Raw genomic sequence first — 16,907 nt, forward strand, 5'->3', positions numbered from 1 at the left:
ACCGCCCGGCAGTTGCTCCCACCCGTCGCTCAGTCCGGCTGGGCGCGCAGGACCCGGAGCATGAACACGTAGCAGGGCGCAATGATCAACAGCCCGGTGAGCAGCACGATCAGCACCGGGCCGGCGATCGCCGGGGGCGCCGCCGAGTCGGCGAGCAGCACCCGGCCGGGCAACACCCACGGGTGCATCCCGAGCGCCCAGCCGGCGAGCAGACCGGCCGGCGCCGACGCCGCCGCGACCCGGGCCAGCGCGTGCCGGCGGCGCCAGAGCAGCACCAGGCCGAGCACCCCGCCGGTCGCCGACACCAGGACCGCCGGCAGGCCCACCCCGCGCAGCTCACCGCCGAGCGCCGGCGGCAACAGTGGCAGCGCGGCCACCGCGAGCGCGCCGGCCAGCATCCCGGTACCCAGCGCCCGCCGGCGGAACCGGGACACCAGCGCCGGCGAGCCGATCCGTTCGGCGTCCCTGCTCAGGTACACCGCCGCCAGGTACGCGCAGCAGGTCACCGCGAGCAGTCCGGCGAGTACCGGCAGCGGCGCCAGGTAGGGCCGCCAGAGCCCGGCCGAACCGTCCGCGCGCAGGTCGCCGCCGGCCAGCGCACCCGCGGCGGCGCCGAACGCGAACGGGGTGAGCAGCGAGGAGATGGCGAACACCCGCCCCCACAGCGCGGTACCCCGCACCGGCCGGCCCGCGCCGATCGGGGCATCCGGGTCGCGCGACGCGCCGTACTGGCGGAACACGAACGCCGCGCCGCGCAGCACGATGCCCAGCAGCGCGATCGAGACCGGGCCGACCAACGCCCTGGACAGGACTCCGAACGCACCCGGGAACCCGGTGAACAGGGTGATCACCACGAAGATCAGCCATACGTGGTTGGCCTCCCAGACCGGCGCCATCGCGCGCGCCACCAGGTCGCGCTGCGCCCGGTTCCTGCTGAGGTCCCAGAGGCCGGCGCCGAAGTCGGCCCCGCCGAGCACCGCGTACGCGGCCAACCCCACGAAGATCACAACGCCCAGCCCGTCGAGCGCGGTCATGCCGGCACCTCGTCCCGCGCCGGGGCCACGGGCGCCGGGTCGGGCGGGGTCGCACCGCGGGCGATCCGGCGCAGGATCGCCACCAGCGCGACCGCGAGCACCAGGTAGACCACCGCCGTCACGTAGAGGTAGCTGACCAGGCCGGTCTGCGTGGTCAACGCGTCCGGAACCCGCATCACCCGGTAGACGATCCACGGCTGCCGGCCGACCTCGGTGACGACCCAGCCGGCCAGCAGCGCAATAAACGGCGCCGGCCCGGCGGCCACCATGGCGAGCAGGAAACCCCGGCGGGCGGTGGGGTGCGGGATGTCCCGGCCGTGTCGCTGGCCCCGGCGGTGCCGCAGGTAGAGCCAGAGCGCCCAGGCGGCGAGCGCCACCAGCGCCGTCCCGATGCCGGCCATGATCTGGAAGGACCAGTGCACCACCGACACCGGCGGGCGGTCCGGCGCCGCGATCGCGTCCATCCCGACCACCCGCGCGTCCGGGTCGAAGTGCAGCAGTAGCGATAGCGCGTTCGGGATCTCGAACGGACCGGCGTGGAACGGCGCACCGTCCATGGTGCGGGGCAGGCTCTCCATCGCGGCGAACTTCGCCGGTTGCACGTCCGCGACGACCCGGGTCGCCCAGTCCCCCACCAGGACCTGCAGCGGGGCGCTGACCAGCCCGAGCACCGCGCCGGCGGCCAGCCCACGCCGGTGGTAGCCGTCGCGGCGGGCGGGGTCGCGCAGCATGGCGAACGCGTAGACGGCGGCTACCGCGAGGCCGGTGCACATCAGCGCGGCCAGGCCCATGTGCACCATCTGCGCACCGGCAGTGGGTGCCCGGAACGGTCCCAGCGCATCGGTGGCAACGAGCCCGCCGCCGGGGCCCGCGACCAGGCCGACCGGGCCGTTCATCCAGGCGTTCGCGGTCGTCACGAACAGCGCGGAGGCCATCCCGCCGACCGCCACCGGGACCGCGGTGAGCAGGTGCAGCCGTGGGCTCAGCCGCTTCCAGCCGTACAGGTAGAGCGCAAGGAAGATCGCCTCGATGAAGAACGCGAACGACTCGAGGGTGAACGACAGCCCGATCGCCGAACCGAAGCGGGCCATGAACGTCGGCCAGAGCAGACCGAACTCGATGGAGAGCACGGTGCCGGACACGGCGCCGACCGCGAACAGCACGGCCACCGCCTTGGACCAGCGCTTGGCCAGTGCGGTCCAGCGCGCGTCGCCGGTGCGCAGCCCGCGCCACTCGGCCGCCAGCATCAGCCACGGCATTCCGACGCCGAGTACGGCGAACACGATGTGGAAGCTCAGCGAGAGCTCCATCTGCTCCCGGGCGGCGGTCAGGTCGTCGATCATGGGCCCAGCGTACTTCTACACGCGGTAGAAGTTCTACTTCTTGTAGAATGACGGCAGTCACGTACGTGGATGAGGAGCGGGATGGCAGGGCTGGGGGAGCTGGAGCGTGCGGTGATGGACGTGCTGTGGGCGGCGTCGGAGCCATGCACCGCGCGTGACGTGCAGGATGCTCTCGCGCAGCGGGAGCTGGCCACCACCACGGTGCTCACCGTGCTCGGCAGGTTGGAACGCAAGGGACTGGTCAGTCGGACCCGCGACAGCAGGGCGCACCGGTACCAGGCCGCCGGCACCCGGGAGGACCACATCGCCACGCTGATGCGCGACGCTCTCGACGGCGCACCCGATCGCGGGGCGGTGATGGTCCGCTTCCTCGGCGGGATGCCGCCGGAGGAACAGGCCGCGCTGCGCGACCTGCTGCGGTGATCCCGACCTCGGCGGCACTGCTCGTGCTGGGGGTGTTGCTGGCCGAACCGGTCAGCCGGGCGCTGGCCGCCGCCCGCTGGCCGGCCCGCGACCCCACCGGCGCCCTGCTGCTGTGGCAGGCCGTCGGACTGGCCGGGGGGCTCGCGCTGCTGGGCGCCGGGGTGAGCTTCGGGTTGGCCCCGCTGGGCTCCTCGCTCCCGGTCGCCGTCGGTCAGCTCGCCGAACACCTGCGCCACCGCGACTGGCCGGCCGGGCTCGGGGTGTGGCAGCTGCTCGCGCTGGCCGCCTCCCTCGCGCTGGCCGCCCGACTGCTCGGCGTGCTCGGCCTGGCCGCCATCCGCACCCTGCGCGCCCGGCAGCGGCACCGCGACCTGCTCGACGTGCTCGCCACCCCGTGGCCGGCGATGGCCGGCGCACGGGTGCTCGCGCACCCACTGCCGGTGGCGTACTGCCTGCCGGGGCTGCGCTCCCGACTCGTGGTCAGCGAGGGCACGCTGGCCGCCCTCTCCCCCGCCGAGCTGGCCGCCGTACTCGCACACGAGCGCGCCCACCTGCGGGAACGCCACGACCTGGTGGTGCTGCCGTTTGTGGCCTGGGGTGCGACCGCGCCCTGGGTACCGGGAATGGCGCGGGCCAGGTGGCGGTGGCGACCCTGGTCGAGATGCGGGCCGACGACGTGGCGAGGGCCCGGGCCGGCGAACTCGCGCTCGCCGGTGCGCTGCGACAGGTCGGCGGCGGCGCCGCGCGGGCCACCCTGACCTCGTTCTCCGCCGCCGTCAGCGGCCGGCTGGACCGCCTCGACCACCGACCGAGCCGGCCGTCCCTGGTGGCGCGCGCGGCATCCCGGCTCGCCGCGCTGGCACTGGTCGCGGTGCCCACCGCCGCCCTGCTGCTCCCCTGATCAGGAGACGCCGAGCAATCGCAGCGCCGCCGTCCCCCCGGCCGCCACCAGCACCACCACGACCAGCGGCAACCGGCACCAGGCGGCGAGCGCACCGAGCGCGACCCCGGCCGGTCGGGCCCACCCGGCGAAGCCCTCGCCCTGGATGAACACGGCGGTCGCCACCAGTGCCGCGAGCAGCGCGGTAGCGCCGAGGTCGAGCAGCCGGCGGACGCGGTCCGGGATGGTCAGCCGGCGGCGCAGCAGCAGACCGGACAGCCGGATCAGGTAGGTGCCCGCACCCAGCGCGGCAACCGCCCAGCCCGTCACGACACCACCTCGTACTCCTTCGGCGCGCGCCCCGCGGCGACCAGGCCGGCCAACGCCAGCAGCACCGGCAGCCCGGCCGGCACCCAGGGCGTGACCAGCAGGGCGGCCGCCGCGCCGAGCAGCGCCACCCGGGCGGCATCCGCTTCCCGCAGCGCCGGCAACAGCAGCGCGAGCAGGGCGGCCGGGAACGCGGCGTCCATCCCGAAGTGGCTCGGGTCCGGCACCGCCGTGCCGGCCAGGGCACCGAGCACCGTTCCGACGTTCCACCCGATGAACATCAGCGCGCCGAGGAGCCAGTACGCGCGCCGGGCCCGTGCCGGGCCCGTCCGGGAGCGGGCGAACGCGATCACCTCGTCGACCATCAGATGCGCGCCCAGCAGCCGGGCCGGCCAGGATCGACCGACGAGGCCACCCACCGCGAGACCGAACGGCAGGTGCCGCAGGTTGAGCAGCAGCCCGCCGAGCACCGCGGCCAGCGGCGCGCCACCGGCGGCGATCACCGCAACCGCGAGGAACTGGGACCCGCCGGCGAACACGAACACCGACATCGCCACCGTGAGCAGCAGCGACACGTGCGCGGACGCGGCCAGTGCGCCGAAGGCCGCCCCGACCACGACCATCGCCGCACCCAGTGCGACCGCGTCGCGGAGGTCCTCCCGTGGGGTCGTTCGCCAAATCGAACACATAGTCCCCTATGCTGAACATGACAGAGGCCGTTCGTCAAGTCGAACAGAGAGTCCAGTGGAACGAACAGACCCGATTCCCCTGATTGCCCGCGCGCTGCGCCGGGAGCGCGACCGGGCCGGGCTCTCCCTGACCGAGCTGGCCCGACGGGCCGGCATCGCCAAGTCGACGCTGTCGCAGCTCGAGTCCGGGAACGGCAACCCCAGCGTGGAGACGCTGTGGGCGCTGGCGGTGGCGCTCGACGTGCCGTTCAGCAGGGTGGTCGACCCGCAGCCGCAACCGGTCCGGGTCATCCGGGCCGGCGCCGGCCCGGCCATCCCGTCCACCGAGGCGCCGTACAGCGCGACGGTGCTGTCGACCTGTCCGCCGGGTGCGCGCCGGGACCTGCACGTGATCGCGCTCGAGCCCGGCGCCGCCCGGGTCGCCGAGTCCCACCTACCGGGGACGGTGGAGCACCTGGTCATCACCGCCGGGCGGGTCCGCTGCGGCCCGGTCGACGAACAGGTCGAACTCGAGGTCGGCGACTACGCGTGCTTCGCCGGCGACGTGCCGCACAGCTACCTGGCGCTCGCCCCGGCCAGTGCCGCGGTACTGGTCATGGAGTACACCTGACCGCTGGTTGCCACACTGGGGGTAACGCAGCGTCACCGACAGGGCGGCCCCGGTGTCAACCCTGGCGCGACTGGCGCATGCCTTGTCACCGAGACCAACGCCAGCCCGGTATTTTTCGCTGAGAACCGGACTCATGTCGACCTCGGCGCAACCCGACCCCGCAGGTCAGCGGCCTGAGTCGATCGGCCGGTCACCGACTGTGCCCCCTGGGGTCGTGGCGGCGGCGGGTCTGTCGATCATGACCGTTGCGGCGCACGGCTCTGCCGCGAGGCACCGACCGGGCGCCTCGCGGCAGAGCGTGCATAGTTCAGGGCGCTACTAGTGCCCCGCGCCGGAATCTGCGCAAATAATTCCGGCGCCCAGATGGCGCCTGCCGGCGTTGCCGCCCTGGCGGATACGCCCGGTATGAGCTGCGGGCGGCGTCTTGCCAGCCACCATCTGAATCACCGGACTTATCACACGAATTTCCGGCGCGGGACACTAGCTGCCCGCGGGTGCCGCCGGAGCGGCCGCACCCGGCAGCGCGGGAGCTGGCGGGAAGGCCCCCGGCACCGGGAGACCACCGGGCAGTGCCGGCAGACCAGCCGGCAGACCAGCCGGCAGACCAGCCGGCAGCCCAGCCGGCAGCCCAGCCGGAACCGGAAGCCCACCAGGCACCGGGAGACCACCCGGCAACGCCGGCAGCCCAGCCGGCAGACCGCCCGGAACCGGAAGCCCACCAGGAATCGGAAGGCCGCCAGGCACCGGAAGACCACCGGGTAGACCGGCCGGAAGCCCACCGGTGACCGGGAGACCACCGGGCAGTGCCGGCAGACCAGCCGGCAGCCCAGCCGGCAGACCACCCGGAACCGGAAGCCCACCGGGCAGTGCCGGCAGACCAGCCGGCAGCCCACCCGGAACCGGAAGCCCACCCGGCAACGCCGGCAGACCAGCCGGCAGCCCAGCCGGAACCGGAAGCCCACCCGGCAACGCCGGCAAACCGGCCGGCAGACCACCAGGAACCGGCAACCCACCAGGCAACGCCGGCAGACCAGCCGGCAGACCAGCCGGCAGACCACCAGGAACCGGCAACCCACCCGGCACCGGAAGTCCGCCAGGCACAGAGGGCGCCCCAGGATCCGGCGGGGCGGGCGGCTCAGGTGCGGCCGGCAGATCCTTGGCCCGGTCCGAGCCGGTCACCTCCGAGCCGGCCAGGTTGTCCGCCACAGGCGTTGCCGCCGGCGGCAACGCCTGCGCGGCCGCGGCGGCCGGAGCCGCGGGTACGGCCGGCAGGCCACCAGGCAGAGCGGGCGCCGCCGGCAACCCAGCCGGCAGGCCCCCGGGCAGCGCGGGCGCCGCCGGCAACCCAGCGGGAAGTCCCCCGGGCAGCGCGGGCGCGGCCGGCAACCCAGCCGGCAGCGCGGGCGCGGCCGGCAACCCAGCCGGCAGACCGCCAGGCACCGCCGGCAGGCCGCCGGGCACCGCGGGCAGACCAGCCGGCAGACCACCAGGCACCGCCGGCAGGCCGCCAGGAACCGCGGGCAGCCCACCGGGCACCGCCGGCAGACCAGCCGGCAGACCACCAGGCACCGCCGGCAGGCCGCCGGGCACCGCGGGCAGACCAGCCGGCAGACCACCAGGGACCGCCGGCAGACCACCAGGGACCGCCGGGACACCGGAGGGCAGACCAGCCGGAACGCCGGCCGGCAGACCAGGATCCGGGGCGATCGGCGCCGGCGGCAGCACCGACGGCGGGCTGGCGTCGCCCGGCGGGGCCGGTGCGACGGACGGCGACGGCAGCGCCGGCAACGGGTCCGCGCCGGCCGGCGACGCCGGGAGCTGCGCTTCCGCCGGCGTCGATCCGGCGTCGGCGGGCAGGTAACCCGAGTCCGGTGTCGAGCCGCTGGCCGAGTCCGGCGAGGAGGCCGCGTCCGGCGTCGAGCCCGCGTCCGGCGTCGAACCGGCGTCCGAGGAGTTCGCGTCCGGCGAGGCACCGGCGTCCGCGCCGGGCGGCGTCGGCTGGGAGTCGGCCTTCGGCAGCACCGCGGCCGTCGACACGTTGCTGGCCAGTTCGCCGGCAGCTGTCGTCCCGTGGTCCGAGGCGCCCGCGAACCGGGCACCGGCCACCGCGAGCACCAGCGCACCGACCAGGCCGGCCACCACCAGCGCGTGCCGGCGCTGCAGCAGCGCACCGCTGTCCGGCGCCATCCTCGGTAGCACGCCCCGGCCCCGGTCCCGGCGGTTCCTGTTCAGCTCCCGGCGCCGCGCCCGCAGCCGTGCCGCACGTCGTTCCCGCATCAGGACCCCTCCCCCGACCGGGTCCCCGTCGCGCGGGCCGGCGTCACCTTCGCCTCAGCTAAGTTCCGGTGATCCGTGCCGCCGTGCGGTTCGTGCCAATCGACCGCGACACAGTGTGAAGTCACATAAGCCACAGCAGTCACACGAATCACCTCCTTTAACGTCAGTCTCATTGCTCACAGGAATATAGGTGAGTTGAGTGACGAAGGAGCCAAGATTCACCGCAGAGCGTGACACGGTCGATACCCATCGAGCACGGAGAGTACTGCCGCGCTACCCGGAGATTAAGAGAACGACAACGCCAGGAGGCGAGCCGACAGGCGCTCTACCAGCCGCGGTCCGCGTAGCGCTGGCTCTCCGGCAGGTCGCTGAGGTTGATTCCGACCATCGCCTCGCCGAGTCCCCGGGACACCTTTGCGATCACGTCCGGGTCATCGTGGAAGGTGGTGGCCTTGACAATTGCCTCGGCGCGGAGAGCCGGGTCACCGGACTTGAAGATCCCGGAACCGACGAACACACCCTCGGCGCCCAGCTGCATCATCATGGCCGCATCGGCCGGCGTCGCAATGCCGCCGGCGGTGAACAGCACGACCGGCAGCTTGCCCGCCGCCGCCACCTCGGCCACCAGCTCGACCGGAGCGCGCAGCTCCTTCGCGGCCACGTAGAGCTCGGAGCTGTCCAGCCCGGCGAGCCGGCGGATCTCGCCCCGGATGGAACGCATGTGCCGGGTGGCCTCGACGACGTTGCCGGTACCGGCCTCGCCCTTGGACCGGATCATCGCGGCACCCTCGGAGATGCGCCGCAGGGCCTCACCCAGGTTCGTCGCGCCACACACGAACGGCACGGTGAACGCCCACTTGTCGATGTGGTGCGCCTCGTCGGCCGGGGTGAGCACCTCGGACTCGTCGATGTAGTCGACACCCAGGGACTGCAGCACCTGCGCCTCGACGAAGTGCCCGATCCGCGCCTTGGCCATCACCGGGATCGAGACCGCCTCGACGATGCCCTGGATCATGTCCGGGTCGCTCATCCGGGCCACGCCGCCCTGCGCGCGAATGTCCGCGGGCACCCGCTCGAGCGCCATCACGGCCACCGCGCCGGCGTCCTCGGCGATCTTCGCCTGGTCGGGGGTGACGACATCCATGATCACCCCGCCCTTGAGCATCTCCGCCATGCCTCGCTTGACTTTGGCGGTCCCGAACTGGGAGCCCTGCTGGGCCGATGTCGATTCGGAACGATCGGACGGGAGTTGCTCGGCGGACACGCTGTGACCTCTCTGCCTTCGGTTCGGTACCCGATGGGGTACTCCCGATTGTAGGTCGGTCAGGACACCACCCGGGTCACCCCGTCCCAGTGGCTTGCGCGAAGCCCGCCGAGCAGGTCGCCGAGCTGCCTCGGGAAGATCACCGCACCGGTGCCGCGCAGCTCCTCGTCGGTCCACCAGTGGTGGCCCAGCACGACGTCCGCCTCCAGGTCGCTGAAGCCGGAGGTGTCGATCCGGCCGAGGTCGGCGTGGGCCAGGAAGAACTCCTCCTCGGCGGCGAAGTTGCGGCCGTCGAAGCTGAACACCACGTGCCGCCGCCAGACCGGACCGACCAGCTCCGCGGCGGGCAGCTCCAGACCGGTCTCCTCGGCGAGCTCGCGCCGCGCCGCCGTGCGGCAGTCCTCGCCCGACTCCACGCCGCCGCCCGGGGTGAACCAGAACGACTCCTGCGGCCGGGCGGGGTCGATCCCCTCGAACAGCAGCACCCGCCCGGCGGAGTCCAGCAGCAGCACCCGCCCGGCCCGGCGGCGCCGCGGTGGCACCACGGTCGAGTCGTCCCCGCCGGCGTCCGCGTCCACGATCTCGAAGTAGCTGGGCGCGGGCGCCTTGCCGGCGAGGCGCAGCCAGCGCACCAGGCGCCGCGAGCGCAGCGCCCTGGTATCGCGCACCGCGTCGTTGTGCACCCGGCGGGCCAGCATGACCCGCTGCTGGGCGTCGGCGAGCTCGCCGTGCAGGTCCGCCGGCATGTCCTGCTCCGACAGCGCCCCGAGCAACCTGCTCAGCTCATTCTCGGCGGTCTCCCGCTCCGGTGGTGGCACCCGCTCGGTGCGCCTCGCGGCGCCCAGCAGCTGTTCGTCGCCGAGCTCCCTTGCCAGCGCTCTCGCGACCATCGCGCGGCGCTCCAGTGCGGCGAGCAGTGCGGCCTTCGCCGCATCGGTGCGCACGTGCAGGCGGTCCAGCCGGTTCGCCCTCAGCAGGCAGGAGGCCACCACGAGGAGCGCAACGGCGAGCAGGCAGAACAGCAGCAGCCCGAAGGCGTCCATCAGCTCGCCGCCGACCGGTGGTCGACCCCGCGCGGCCCCGCCGACCGCCCGGTGACCGGGCGGCGCGGGTCGGCCGCGATCGCCGCCTCGTAGACCCGCAGCACCGACCCCGCGACGACCGGCCAGTCCCACTGCGCGGCCCTGGCCCGGCCGGTGGCCGCGAGCTGGGCCCGGCGCCGGTCGTCCGCGAGCAGCGCGCCGAGCGCCCCCGCCAGCGCGGCCGCGTCACCGGTCGGCACCAGCAGCCCGGCCCGGCCGTCGTCGAGCACCCGGCGGAATGCGTCCAGGTCGCTGGCCAGCACCGGAGCGCCGGCCGCCATGGCCTCGGTGACCACCATGCCGAAGCTCTCGCCGCCGAGGTTCGGGGCGCAGTAGACGTCCATCGAGCGCAGCGCGGCCGCCGTGGTGAGGTCGTCGGCCTCGCCCAGTACGTCCATCCGGGCCGCAAGGTCAGGCCCGGCGCGGCGGCGCAGCGCGGCCTCGTCACCCCGGCCGACGACCAGCAGCCGGGTGTCCGCGATGCGCTCCGCCGGGAGCGCGCGCAGGGCCTCGAGCAGGACGTCCATCCCCTTGCGCGGCTCACCGAACCGGCCGAGGAAGCCGACCGTGCGCACCCCGGGGCGGGGGTAGCCGGGCAGCGTGGGACCGTCGGCGAACCGGGCCACGTTCACCCCGTTCGGGATCTCCACCGCGTCGCCGCCGAGGTGCTCCACCTGCACCCGGCGGGCCAGCGGGGACACCGCGATCCGGGCGGTGATCTTCTCCAGCATCGGGCGCAGTACACCCTGGAACGTGGTCAGCGCGCGGGACCGGACGGTGGCGGTGTGGAAGGTGGCCACGATCGGCCCGTCGGCGACCGCGAGCGCGATCATCGAAAGGCTGGGGGCGATCGGCTCGTGCAGGTGCAGCACGTCGAAGTCGTTCTCGGCCAGCCAGCGGCGCACCCGGGAGTACGCGACCGGCCCGAAGGTCAGCCGCGCCACCGATCCGTTGTAGCGCACCCCGACCGCCCGCCCGGCCGGGGTCACGAAGTCGGGCAGCGGCGGCTGCCCCGGCGCGGTGCGGGACACCTCGGCGGGCGCCAGGACGTTGACGCTGTGCCCGAGCGCTCCCAGTGCCTTGGCCAGGTCGACCACGTGGGTCTGGACGCCGCCGGGCACGTCGAACGAGTACGGGCAGACGATGCCGATCCGCAGGCCGGCGCCCGGTGTCCGCGCGAGTCGCCCGAGGTCGCTCATCGGGCCGCCTGGGCCACCGGGGCCGCCGCGCGGTCGGCGGACCAGACCGGCTGCAGCATGTGCCAGTCGGCCGGGTGCGCCGCGAGCTCGACCGCGAACACCTCGGCCAGTGCCTGGGTGGCGGCCCGCACCGCCGGCCCGCCGGGCCCGGCCGGCACCTCGATGGGCGGGTGGAACCGCAGGCCCCAGCCGCCAGCGGTGAACCAGCCGCCGAACGGCAGCAGCGCGGCGCCGGTGTGCCGGGCCAGCTGGGCCGGGCCGCCGGGCAGCCTGGCCGGCTCGCCGCAGAGATCGACCTCGATGCCGCCGCCGGTCAGCTCGCGGTCGGCGACCAGGCAGACCACCCGGTTGGCGCGCAGCCGGGCGGCCAGGGTGGCGACGGTCCGGGCACCACCGTCGGCCGGCAGCACCTCGAACCCGAGTGACTCCCGGTACCCGACGAAGCGCCGGTACAGCGACTCCGGGTGCAACCGCTCGGCCACCGTCACGAAGGTCGCCGGCTCGCCGCGGCGGCGCAGGGCCTGCACCAGCCAGGCGCCGGCCACGTCCCAGTTCCCGCTGTGGGTGAGCGCGGCGACCACGCCCCGGCCCTCGGTCAGCGCGCGGTCCAGATGCTCCACCCCGGCCACGGTGGGATCCACCGCATCGTGCAGCGCGACCGGGTCCATTGCCGGCAGCCGGAACGCCTCGCACCAGTACCGGGCATAGGAGCGCAGCCCCTGCGCCACCACGGCGTCCAGCTGCCCGTCGGTCGGCGCCGGCCCGGCGTGTGTGAGCACCCTGGCCAGGTTCGCCCGCAGCTGGCGCGCGCCGGCGCCGTCCCGGCGGGCGGCCAGATCGGCACCGGCCCGGAACAGCCCGCCGGCCAACCCGGCCGGCGCGGCGCGCACCGCCCGCCAACCCAGGGCGTAGCCAAGGTCGGTCAGCCGCCCGGTCAGCTCGCCGGTCACCGGGACTCCGGCCCCTCGTCCGGGCCGGGCAAGACCCCGGACTCGTCCGAGCCGCTCTCGGCCGCCGCTTCAGTTGCCGGCTCGGCCGCCGCCGCCTCGGCCAGCGCGGCCGTGCTCGCCGCCGCCGACCGGTACACCGACAGCAGCCGCTGGCCCAGCGTGATCACCGAGCCGACCGCGAGCAGCCACAGCGCCACCGCCAGCGCCCCGGGCACCCCGAGGCCCTGCAGCGCGGTGCCGACCAGCGCCAGGATCAGTCGCTCGGCGCGCTCCACCAGGCCACCCTGCGCGGACAGCCCACTGGCCTCGGCACGCGCCTTGAGATACGAGACCACCAACCCGGCGACCAGCGAGATCATCGCCGCGACCGCCGTGTGCGGCTGGTCCCCCAGCCGCAGGCACCACCAGGTCAGCGCCGCGAACAGGGCGCCGTCGGCGAGCCGGTCGCAGGTCGAGTCCAGCACCGCGCCGAACTGGGTACCGGACCCCTGCGCCCGCGCCATCGCCCCGTCGACCAGGTCGAACAGCACGAACGCGGTGATCACGCAGACGCCGACGAAGAGCTGGCCCCTGGGCAGGAACCACAGTGCGGCGGCCATCGAGCCGACCGTGCCGAGCACGGTGACCAGGTCCGGCGGGATGCCCCAGCCCACCAGCGTACGGCCGAGCGGGTCGGTGACCCGACCGACCGAAGCGCGGGCGACAATGTTGTCGAGCATGGACCCCTACCGGGCGAACGCGATGGCTGGTGCTCCCCCAAGCCTATTCCGTGCCGCGCTCCGGCCAGGCCCCGACCAGCAGCTCCCGGGTTTCGGAGAGCAGCTGCGGGATCACCTTCGTCTGCCCGACGACCGCGATGAAGTTGGCGTCCCCACCCCAGCGGGGCACCACGTGCTGGTGCAGGTGGTCGGCCAGCGAGCCGCCGGCCACCGCGCCCAGGTTCAGCCCCACGTTGAACGCGTGCGGCGCGGCGACCTTCTTCATCGCCCGCACCGCGCGCTGGGTGAAGTCCATCAGCTCCGCGGACTCGGCCGGGGTGAGGTCCTCGAGCTCGGCGACATGGCGGTACGGCACCACCATCAGGTGGCCGGGGTTGTACGGGTGCAGGTTGAGCACTGCGTACACCGAGGTACCCCGGGCCAGCACCAGACCGTCCTCGTCGGTCAGCTTCGGGATCCGGCAGAACGGGCAGCCCTCCTCGGCGCTGCTCGCGGCGGCCTCCTTGATGTAGGCCAACCGGTGCGGCGTCCACAGCCGGCGGAACCCGTCCGGGACCGCCGCCCCGTCCAGGCCGACCAGCTCGGGCGGGCCGGCAGGTGCCGCCGGGTCCGTCACGTGGCTCCCGCGTCGAAGTTGTGCTCGGTCGGCGAGGAGTTCTCCCGGCGCGCGATCCACTCGACGATCGCCTCGACCGCCTCGACCAGCGGCACCCCGTTGCGCTGGGTGCCGTCCCGGAACCGGAAGCTGATCGCATCCGCCTCGGCGTCGCGGCCGCCGGCGAGCAGCAGGAACGGCACCTTCTGCAGGGTGTGGTTACGGATCTTCTTCTGCATCCGGTCGTCGCTGGCGTCCACCTCGACGCGGACCCCGCGCGAGCGCAGTGTCTTGGCGAGCTGCTCGACGTACTCGGTCTGGTCCCCGCTGACCGGGATGCCGACCACCTGCACCGGCGCCAGCCAGGCCGGGAACGCCCCGGCGTAGTGCTCGGTGAGGATGCCGAAGAACCGCTCGATGGAGCCGAACAGCGCACGGTGGATCATCACCGGTCGGGGGCGGGAGCCGTCCGCGGCGGTGTAGGTCAGGTCGAAGCGCTGGGGCAGCATCAGGTCCACCTGGATGGTGGACAACTGGTGGTAGCGCCCGATCGCGTCCTTGGCCTGCACCGAGATCTTCGGCGCGTAGAACGCCGCGCCCCCCGGGTCCAGCACGAGCTCCAGGCCGCTGCCCTCGGCGACCTCGCGCAGCGCGGTGGTGGCCTGCTCCCACTCCTCGTCGGTGCCGATCGACTTCTCCGGGTCGCGGGTGGACAGCTCCAGGTAGAAGTCCTCCAGCCCGTAGTCGCGCAGCAGCTGCAGCACGAAGTCCAGCAGCGAGCGGATCTCGTCCTGCATCTGCTCGACCGTGCAGTAGATGTGCGCGTCGTCCTGGGTGAAGCCGCGGGCGCGCATCAGCCCGTGCACCACACCGGACTTCTCGTACCGGTACACCGTGCCGAACTCGAACAGCCGCAGCGGCAGCTCCCGGTAGGAGCGCCCCCGGGCCCGGAAGATCAGGTTGTGCATCGGGCAGTTCATCGGCTTGAGGTAGTAGTCCTGCCCCTGCCGGCGCACCGTGCCGTCCGCGTTGCGCTCCTCGTCCAGGTGCATGGGGGGGAACATGCCCTCGGCGTACCAGCCGAGGTGCCCGGAGGTCTCGAAAAGCTGGCCCTTGGTGGCGTGCGGGGTGTTGACGAACTCGTAGCCCGCCTCCTCGTGCCGCTGGCGGGCGTAGTTCTCCAGCTCGCGGCGGATGATGCCGCCCTTGGGGTGGAACACCGGCAGCCCGGAGCCGATCTCGTCCGGGAAGGAGAACAGGTCCAGCTCGGCGCCCAGCTTGCGGTGGTCGCGCCGCTCGGCCTCGGCGATCCGCTCCAGATGCGAGTCCAGGGCCTCGGCGGACTCCCACGCGGTGCCGTAGATGCGCTGCAGCTGCGGGTTCTTCTCGCTGCCCCGCCAGTACGCGGCGGCGCTGCGGGTCAGCTTGAACGCCGGGATGAACTTCGTGGTGGGCAGGTGCGGGCCCCGGCACAGGTCGGACCAGACGACCTCGCCGGTGTGCGCGTGGACGTTGTCGTAGCTGGTCAGCTCGCCGGAGGCGTCGACCTCCATCACCTCGGAGTCGGCCTCCGTACCGGCGCCCTTGAGCTCGATCAGCTCCAGCTTGTACGGCTGGTCGGCCAGCTCCTTGCGCGCCTCGTCGAGCGAGTCGAACTTCCGCCTGGCGAACCGCTGACCCGACTTGATGATCTTCCGCATGGCGGACTCGAGCTTGGTCAGGTCCTCCGGGGTGAACGGGTTCGCCACGTCGAAGTCGTAGTAGAACCCGTCGGTGATGGGCGGGCCGATGCCGAGCTTGGCCTCCGGGTACAGCTGCTGGACGGCCTGGGCCAGCACGTGTGCCGCCGAGTGGCGGATGACGCTCCGGCCGTCGGCGGTGTCCGCGCCGACCGGCTCGACCTCGACCTCGGCCTCCGGCGCCCAGGCCAGGTCGCGCAGCGCCCCCGCCGCGCCGGCGGACAGGTCGCGGACCACCACGACGGCGGTCGGTCCGGTGGTCGGCAACCCCGCCTCCCGTACCGCCGAGCCGGCGGTCGTACCGGCTGGCACCCGGATGGGAGCAGGCACGGGACGGGATACGGGACCGGACACGACGGGCTCCTTATAGGGGGAACGACACAAGCACGAACATGAACGCGAGCACGACGGGCGCCGAGCGCGCCAGTCAGTTCCGATGTTAGTGCTCCGTTTACGACCGCCGACGAGCCGCCTCGACTGTGTCCAGACCGATTTGGCCAGCTCCCGCGGTCACCGATCGGTTCCGCACCTCGGTGAGGAACCGGTACACCGCGTCGACGGTGTGCGCGGTGCGCGCGGTGGCGAGCGCGTCGAAGCCGTGCTGGGCGTGCGGGAGCTCGGCATATCCGACCGCCGAGGGTGACCCGGCGCGCAGCGCGTCGACGAGCCGGCGGGACTGCTCGACCCCGACGATCGCATCGGTGGAACCGTGCACCACGAAGAACGGCGGCGCGTCCGCGCCGACCCGCAGTGCGGGTGAGGCCTGCCGCCAGGTGCGCTCGTCCTCGGCGTAGCTGGTACCGATGATCTTGCCCTCGAGCAGCGCGAACAGCCCCTGCCGGTCGCGGGTGAAGTCGTGCACGCCGTACAGCGGCACGGCCGCCGCGAGCGCCGTGTCGACCTCGGCGAACCCCGGCTGGTAGTCCGGGTCGTTCGGGCTCAGCGCGGCCAGCGCGGCGAGGTGCCCGCCGGCTGAGCCGCCGGTGATGGCGATGAAGTCGGGGTCGCCGCCGTGCCCGGCGATGTGCTCACGGGTCCAAGCGATGGCCCGCTTGACGTCCACCACCATCGCCGGCCACCGCGACGCGGGGGCCAGCCGGTAGTTGACCGTCACACACACCCAGCCGCGCTCGGCGAGGTACCCGAGCAGCGGCTCGGCCTGGCCGACCTTGTCACCCATCTGCCATGCCCCGCCGTGTACCTGCAGCAACACCGGCGCCCGCCCGTCCAGCGGCAGGTCGCTCCGGTGCCAGACGTCCAAGGTGCCGAACGGGCCGTGCTCGCTGTAGCTGATGTCGGCCACCCGCCGGTACCGCCGCCGGGCCGTTCGGCCGGACAGCACGCCGGCCGGCCGTCTCCCTGCCGCCACCGAGCCGGTCGTGCCGGTCAGGTCGACGCCGGCCTGGCGCAGCGCGTCGGCGAGCACTTCGGCCGAGCGCCGGGCGTCCCCGGCCAGCCCGGCCAGGCCCGCCAGTACCGCACCGTTGAGCGCGACCCCGACCACCCGGGACAGCCCCCGGGAGCGCAGCGCGGCGGCGCCGGCCAGCACGTGCGCGCCGGCGAGCACGGCGGGGGTCTCGGAGGCGAGCGCGCTGGGCACCGCGTTCACGACGGACAGCGGCCAGCGACCCAGCACCGGCCGGTAGGCTCCGGCCACCGCCGCCCCGCCCAGCGCCCCGACCAGCATCGGAACCGTTCCACGGCGCACCTCGGGCCACCCCCTTCAACCCGCCGTCCGGCGGTTCGCGATCATCGATCCGAGGCTACGCGACAGCG

At 73.8% G+C, this 16,907-nt stretch carries 17 protein-coding genes; 4 read left to right on the plus strand and 13 right to left on the minus strand.

Annotation, left to right across the window (positions count from 1 at the left end; translation table 11 throughout):
- Nucleotides 1-29: 29 nt before the first annotated feature.
- Together ACTXG6_RS39335 and ACTXG6_RS39340 are read right to left on the minus strand one after the other, a co-directional pair.
- Nucleotides 30-1,034, minus strand: a complete 1,005-nt coding sequence (locus ACTXG6_RS39335; protein WP_445184389.1) for a cytochrome d ubiquinol oxidase subunit II — start codon at nucleotides 1,032-1,034, stop codon at nucleotides 30-32.
- A complete protein-coding gene (locus ACTXG6_RS39340) occupies nucleotides 1,031-2,377 on the minus strand; it encodes a cytochrome ubiquinol oxidase subunit I (protein ID WP_445184390.1) in 1,347 nt (448 codons plus the stop codon). Before ACTXG6_RS39340 ends, ACTXG6_RS39335 begins: the two co-directional genes overlap by 4 nt.
- Before the next feature lie 81 nt (nucleotides 2,378-2,458).
- Here ACTXG6_RS39340 and ACTXG6_RS39345 point away from each other — a divergent pair, with 81 nt between their 5' ends.
- From ACTXG6_RS39345 to ACTXG6_RS39355, 3 genes are read left to right on the plus strand one after another with little or no spacing between them, the layout of a single operon-like run.
- The gene (locus ACTXG6_RS39345) at nucleotides 2,459-2,800 is read left to right on the plus strand and encodes a BlaI/MecI/CopY family transcriptional regulator (RefSeq protein ID WP_445184391.1); all 342 of its coding nucleotides are present in this window, start codon (nucleotides 2,459-2,461) and stop codon (nucleotides 2,798-2,800) included.
- On the plus strand, nucleotides 2,797-3,558 hold the full coding sequence (locus ACTXG6_RS39350; RefSeq protein WP_445184392.1) for a M56 family metallopeptidase: 762 nt from the start codon (nucleotides 2,797-2,799) through the stop codon (nucleotides 3,556-3,558). The genes ACTXG6_RS39345 and ACTXG6_RS39350 overlap by 4 nt, the downstream gene beginning before the upstream one ends.
- Complete coding sequence (locus ACTXG6_RS39355) at nucleotides 3,477-3,701, plus strand: hypothetical protein (protein WP_445184393.1); 225 nt, start codon at nucleotides 3,477-3,479, stop codon at nucleotides 3,699-3,701. Before ACTXG6_RS39350 ends, ACTXG6_RS39355 begins: the two co-directional genes overlap by 82 nt.
- Here ACTXG6_RS39355 and ACTXG6_RS39360 read toward each other — a convergent pair whose 3' ends face one another.
- A complete protein-coding gene (locus tag ACTXG6_RS39360) occupies nucleotides 3,702-4,010 on the minus strand; it encodes an AzlD domain-containing protein (protein ID WP_445184394.1) in 309 nt (102 codons plus the stop codon).
- Nucleotides 4,007-4,630 carry an AzlC family ABC transporter permease gene (locus ACTXG6_RS39365; protein ID WP_445184395.1) on the minus strand — a complete coding sequence of 208 codons (624 nt, stop codon included), beginning with the start codon at nucleotides 4,628-4,630 and terminating at the stop codon, nucleotides 4,007-4,009. The genes ACTXG6_RS39360 and ACTXG6_RS39365 overlap by 4 nt, the downstream gene beginning before the upstream one ends.
- Nucleotides 4,631-4,751: 121 nt before the next feature.
- Between ACTXG6_RS39365 and ACTXG6_RS39370 the strand changes: the two genes are divergently transcribed.
- Nucleotides 4,752-5,306 (plus strand): helix-turn-helix domain-containing protein, encoded by a 555-nt coding sequence (locus ACTXG6_RS39370; protein ID WP_445184396.1) that lies wholly within the window; start codon nucleotides 4,752-4,754, stop codon nucleotides 5,304-5,306.
- Between the two features lie 480 nt (nucleotides 5,307-5,786).
- Here the strand turns inward: ACTXG6_RS39370 and ACTXG6_RS39375 are convergent, their stop codons facing one another.
- The 9 genes from ACTXG6_RS39375 to ACTXG6_RS39415 form a co-directional block, all read right to left on the minus strand.
- Nucleotides 5,787-7,583, minus strand: a complete 1,797-nt coding sequence (locus ACTXG6_RS39375; RefSeq protein ID WP_445184397.1) for a hypothetical protein — start codon at nucleotides 7,581-7,583, stop codon at nucleotides 5,787-5,789.
- A 325-nt stretch (nucleotides 7,584-7,908) separates the two neighbouring features.
- Nucleotides 7,909-8,847: a pyridoxal 5'-phosphate synthase lyase subunit PdxS gene (gene pdxS / locus ACTXG6_RS39380; protein ID WP_445184398.1), complete on the minus strand. Its 939-nt coding sequence runs from the start codon at nucleotides 8,845-8,847 to the stop codon at nucleotides 7,909-7,911.
- Between the two features lie 59 nt (nucleotides 8,848-8,906).
- Entirely contained in the window at nucleotides 8,907-9,890 is a 984-nt protein-coding gene (locus ACTXG6_RS39385) for an NUDIX hydrolase (protein ID WP_445184399.1), read from the minus strand.
- Nucleotides 9,890-11,086 (minus strand): glycosyltransferase family 4 protein, encoded by a 1,197-nt coding sequence (locus tag ACTXG6_RS39390; RefSeq protein ID WP_445190239.1) that lies wholly within the window; start codon nucleotides 11,084-11,086, stop codon nucleotides 9,890-9,892. Before ACTXG6_RS39390 ends, ACTXG6_RS39385 begins: the two co-directional genes overlap by 1 nt.
- A gap of 38 nt (nucleotides 11,087-11,124) precedes the next feature.
- Entirely contained in the window at nucleotides 11,125-12,078 is a 954-nt protein-coding gene (locus ACTXG6_RS39395) for a phosphatidylinositol mannoside acyltransferase (RefSeq protein WP_445184400.1), read from the minus strand.
- On the minus strand, nucleotides 12,075-12,797 hold the full coding sequence (gene pgsA / locus ACTXG6_RS39400) for a phosphatidylinositol phosphate synthase (RefSeq protein ID WP_445184401.1): 723 nt from the start codon (nucleotides 12,795-12,797) through the stop codon (nucleotides 12,075-12,077). The genes ACTXG6_RS39395 and pgsA overlap by 4 nt, the downstream gene beginning before the upstream one ends.
- A 43-nt stretch (nucleotides 12,798-12,840) precedes the next feature.
- Nucleotides 12,841-13,413: an HIT family protein gene (locus ACTXG6_RS39405; RefSeq protein ID WP_445184402.1), complete on the minus strand. Its 573-nt coding sequence runs from the start codon at nucleotides 13,411-13,413 to the stop codon at nucleotides 12,841-12,843.
- Nucleotides 13,410-15,485 carry a threonine--tRNA ligase gene (gene thrS, locus ACTXG6_RS39410; protein WP_445184403.1) on the minus strand — a complete coding sequence of 692 codons (2,076 nt, stop codon included), beginning with the start codon at nucleotides 15,483-15,485 and terminating at the stop codon, nucleotides 13,410-13,412. The genes ACTXG6_RS39405 and thrS overlap by 4 nt, the downstream gene beginning before the upstream one ends.
- 97 nt (nucleotides 15,486-15,582) lie before the next feature.
- Entirely contained in the window at nucleotides 15,583-16,839 is a 1,257-nt protein-coding gene (locus ACTXG6_RS39415; RefSeq protein WP_445184404.1) for an alpha/beta hydrolase fold domain-containing protein, read from the minus strand.
- Nucleotides 16,840-16,907 lie beyond the last annotated feature (68 nt).

It is taken from the genome of Pseudonocardia sp. Cha107L01 (genome assembly GCF_052566575.1).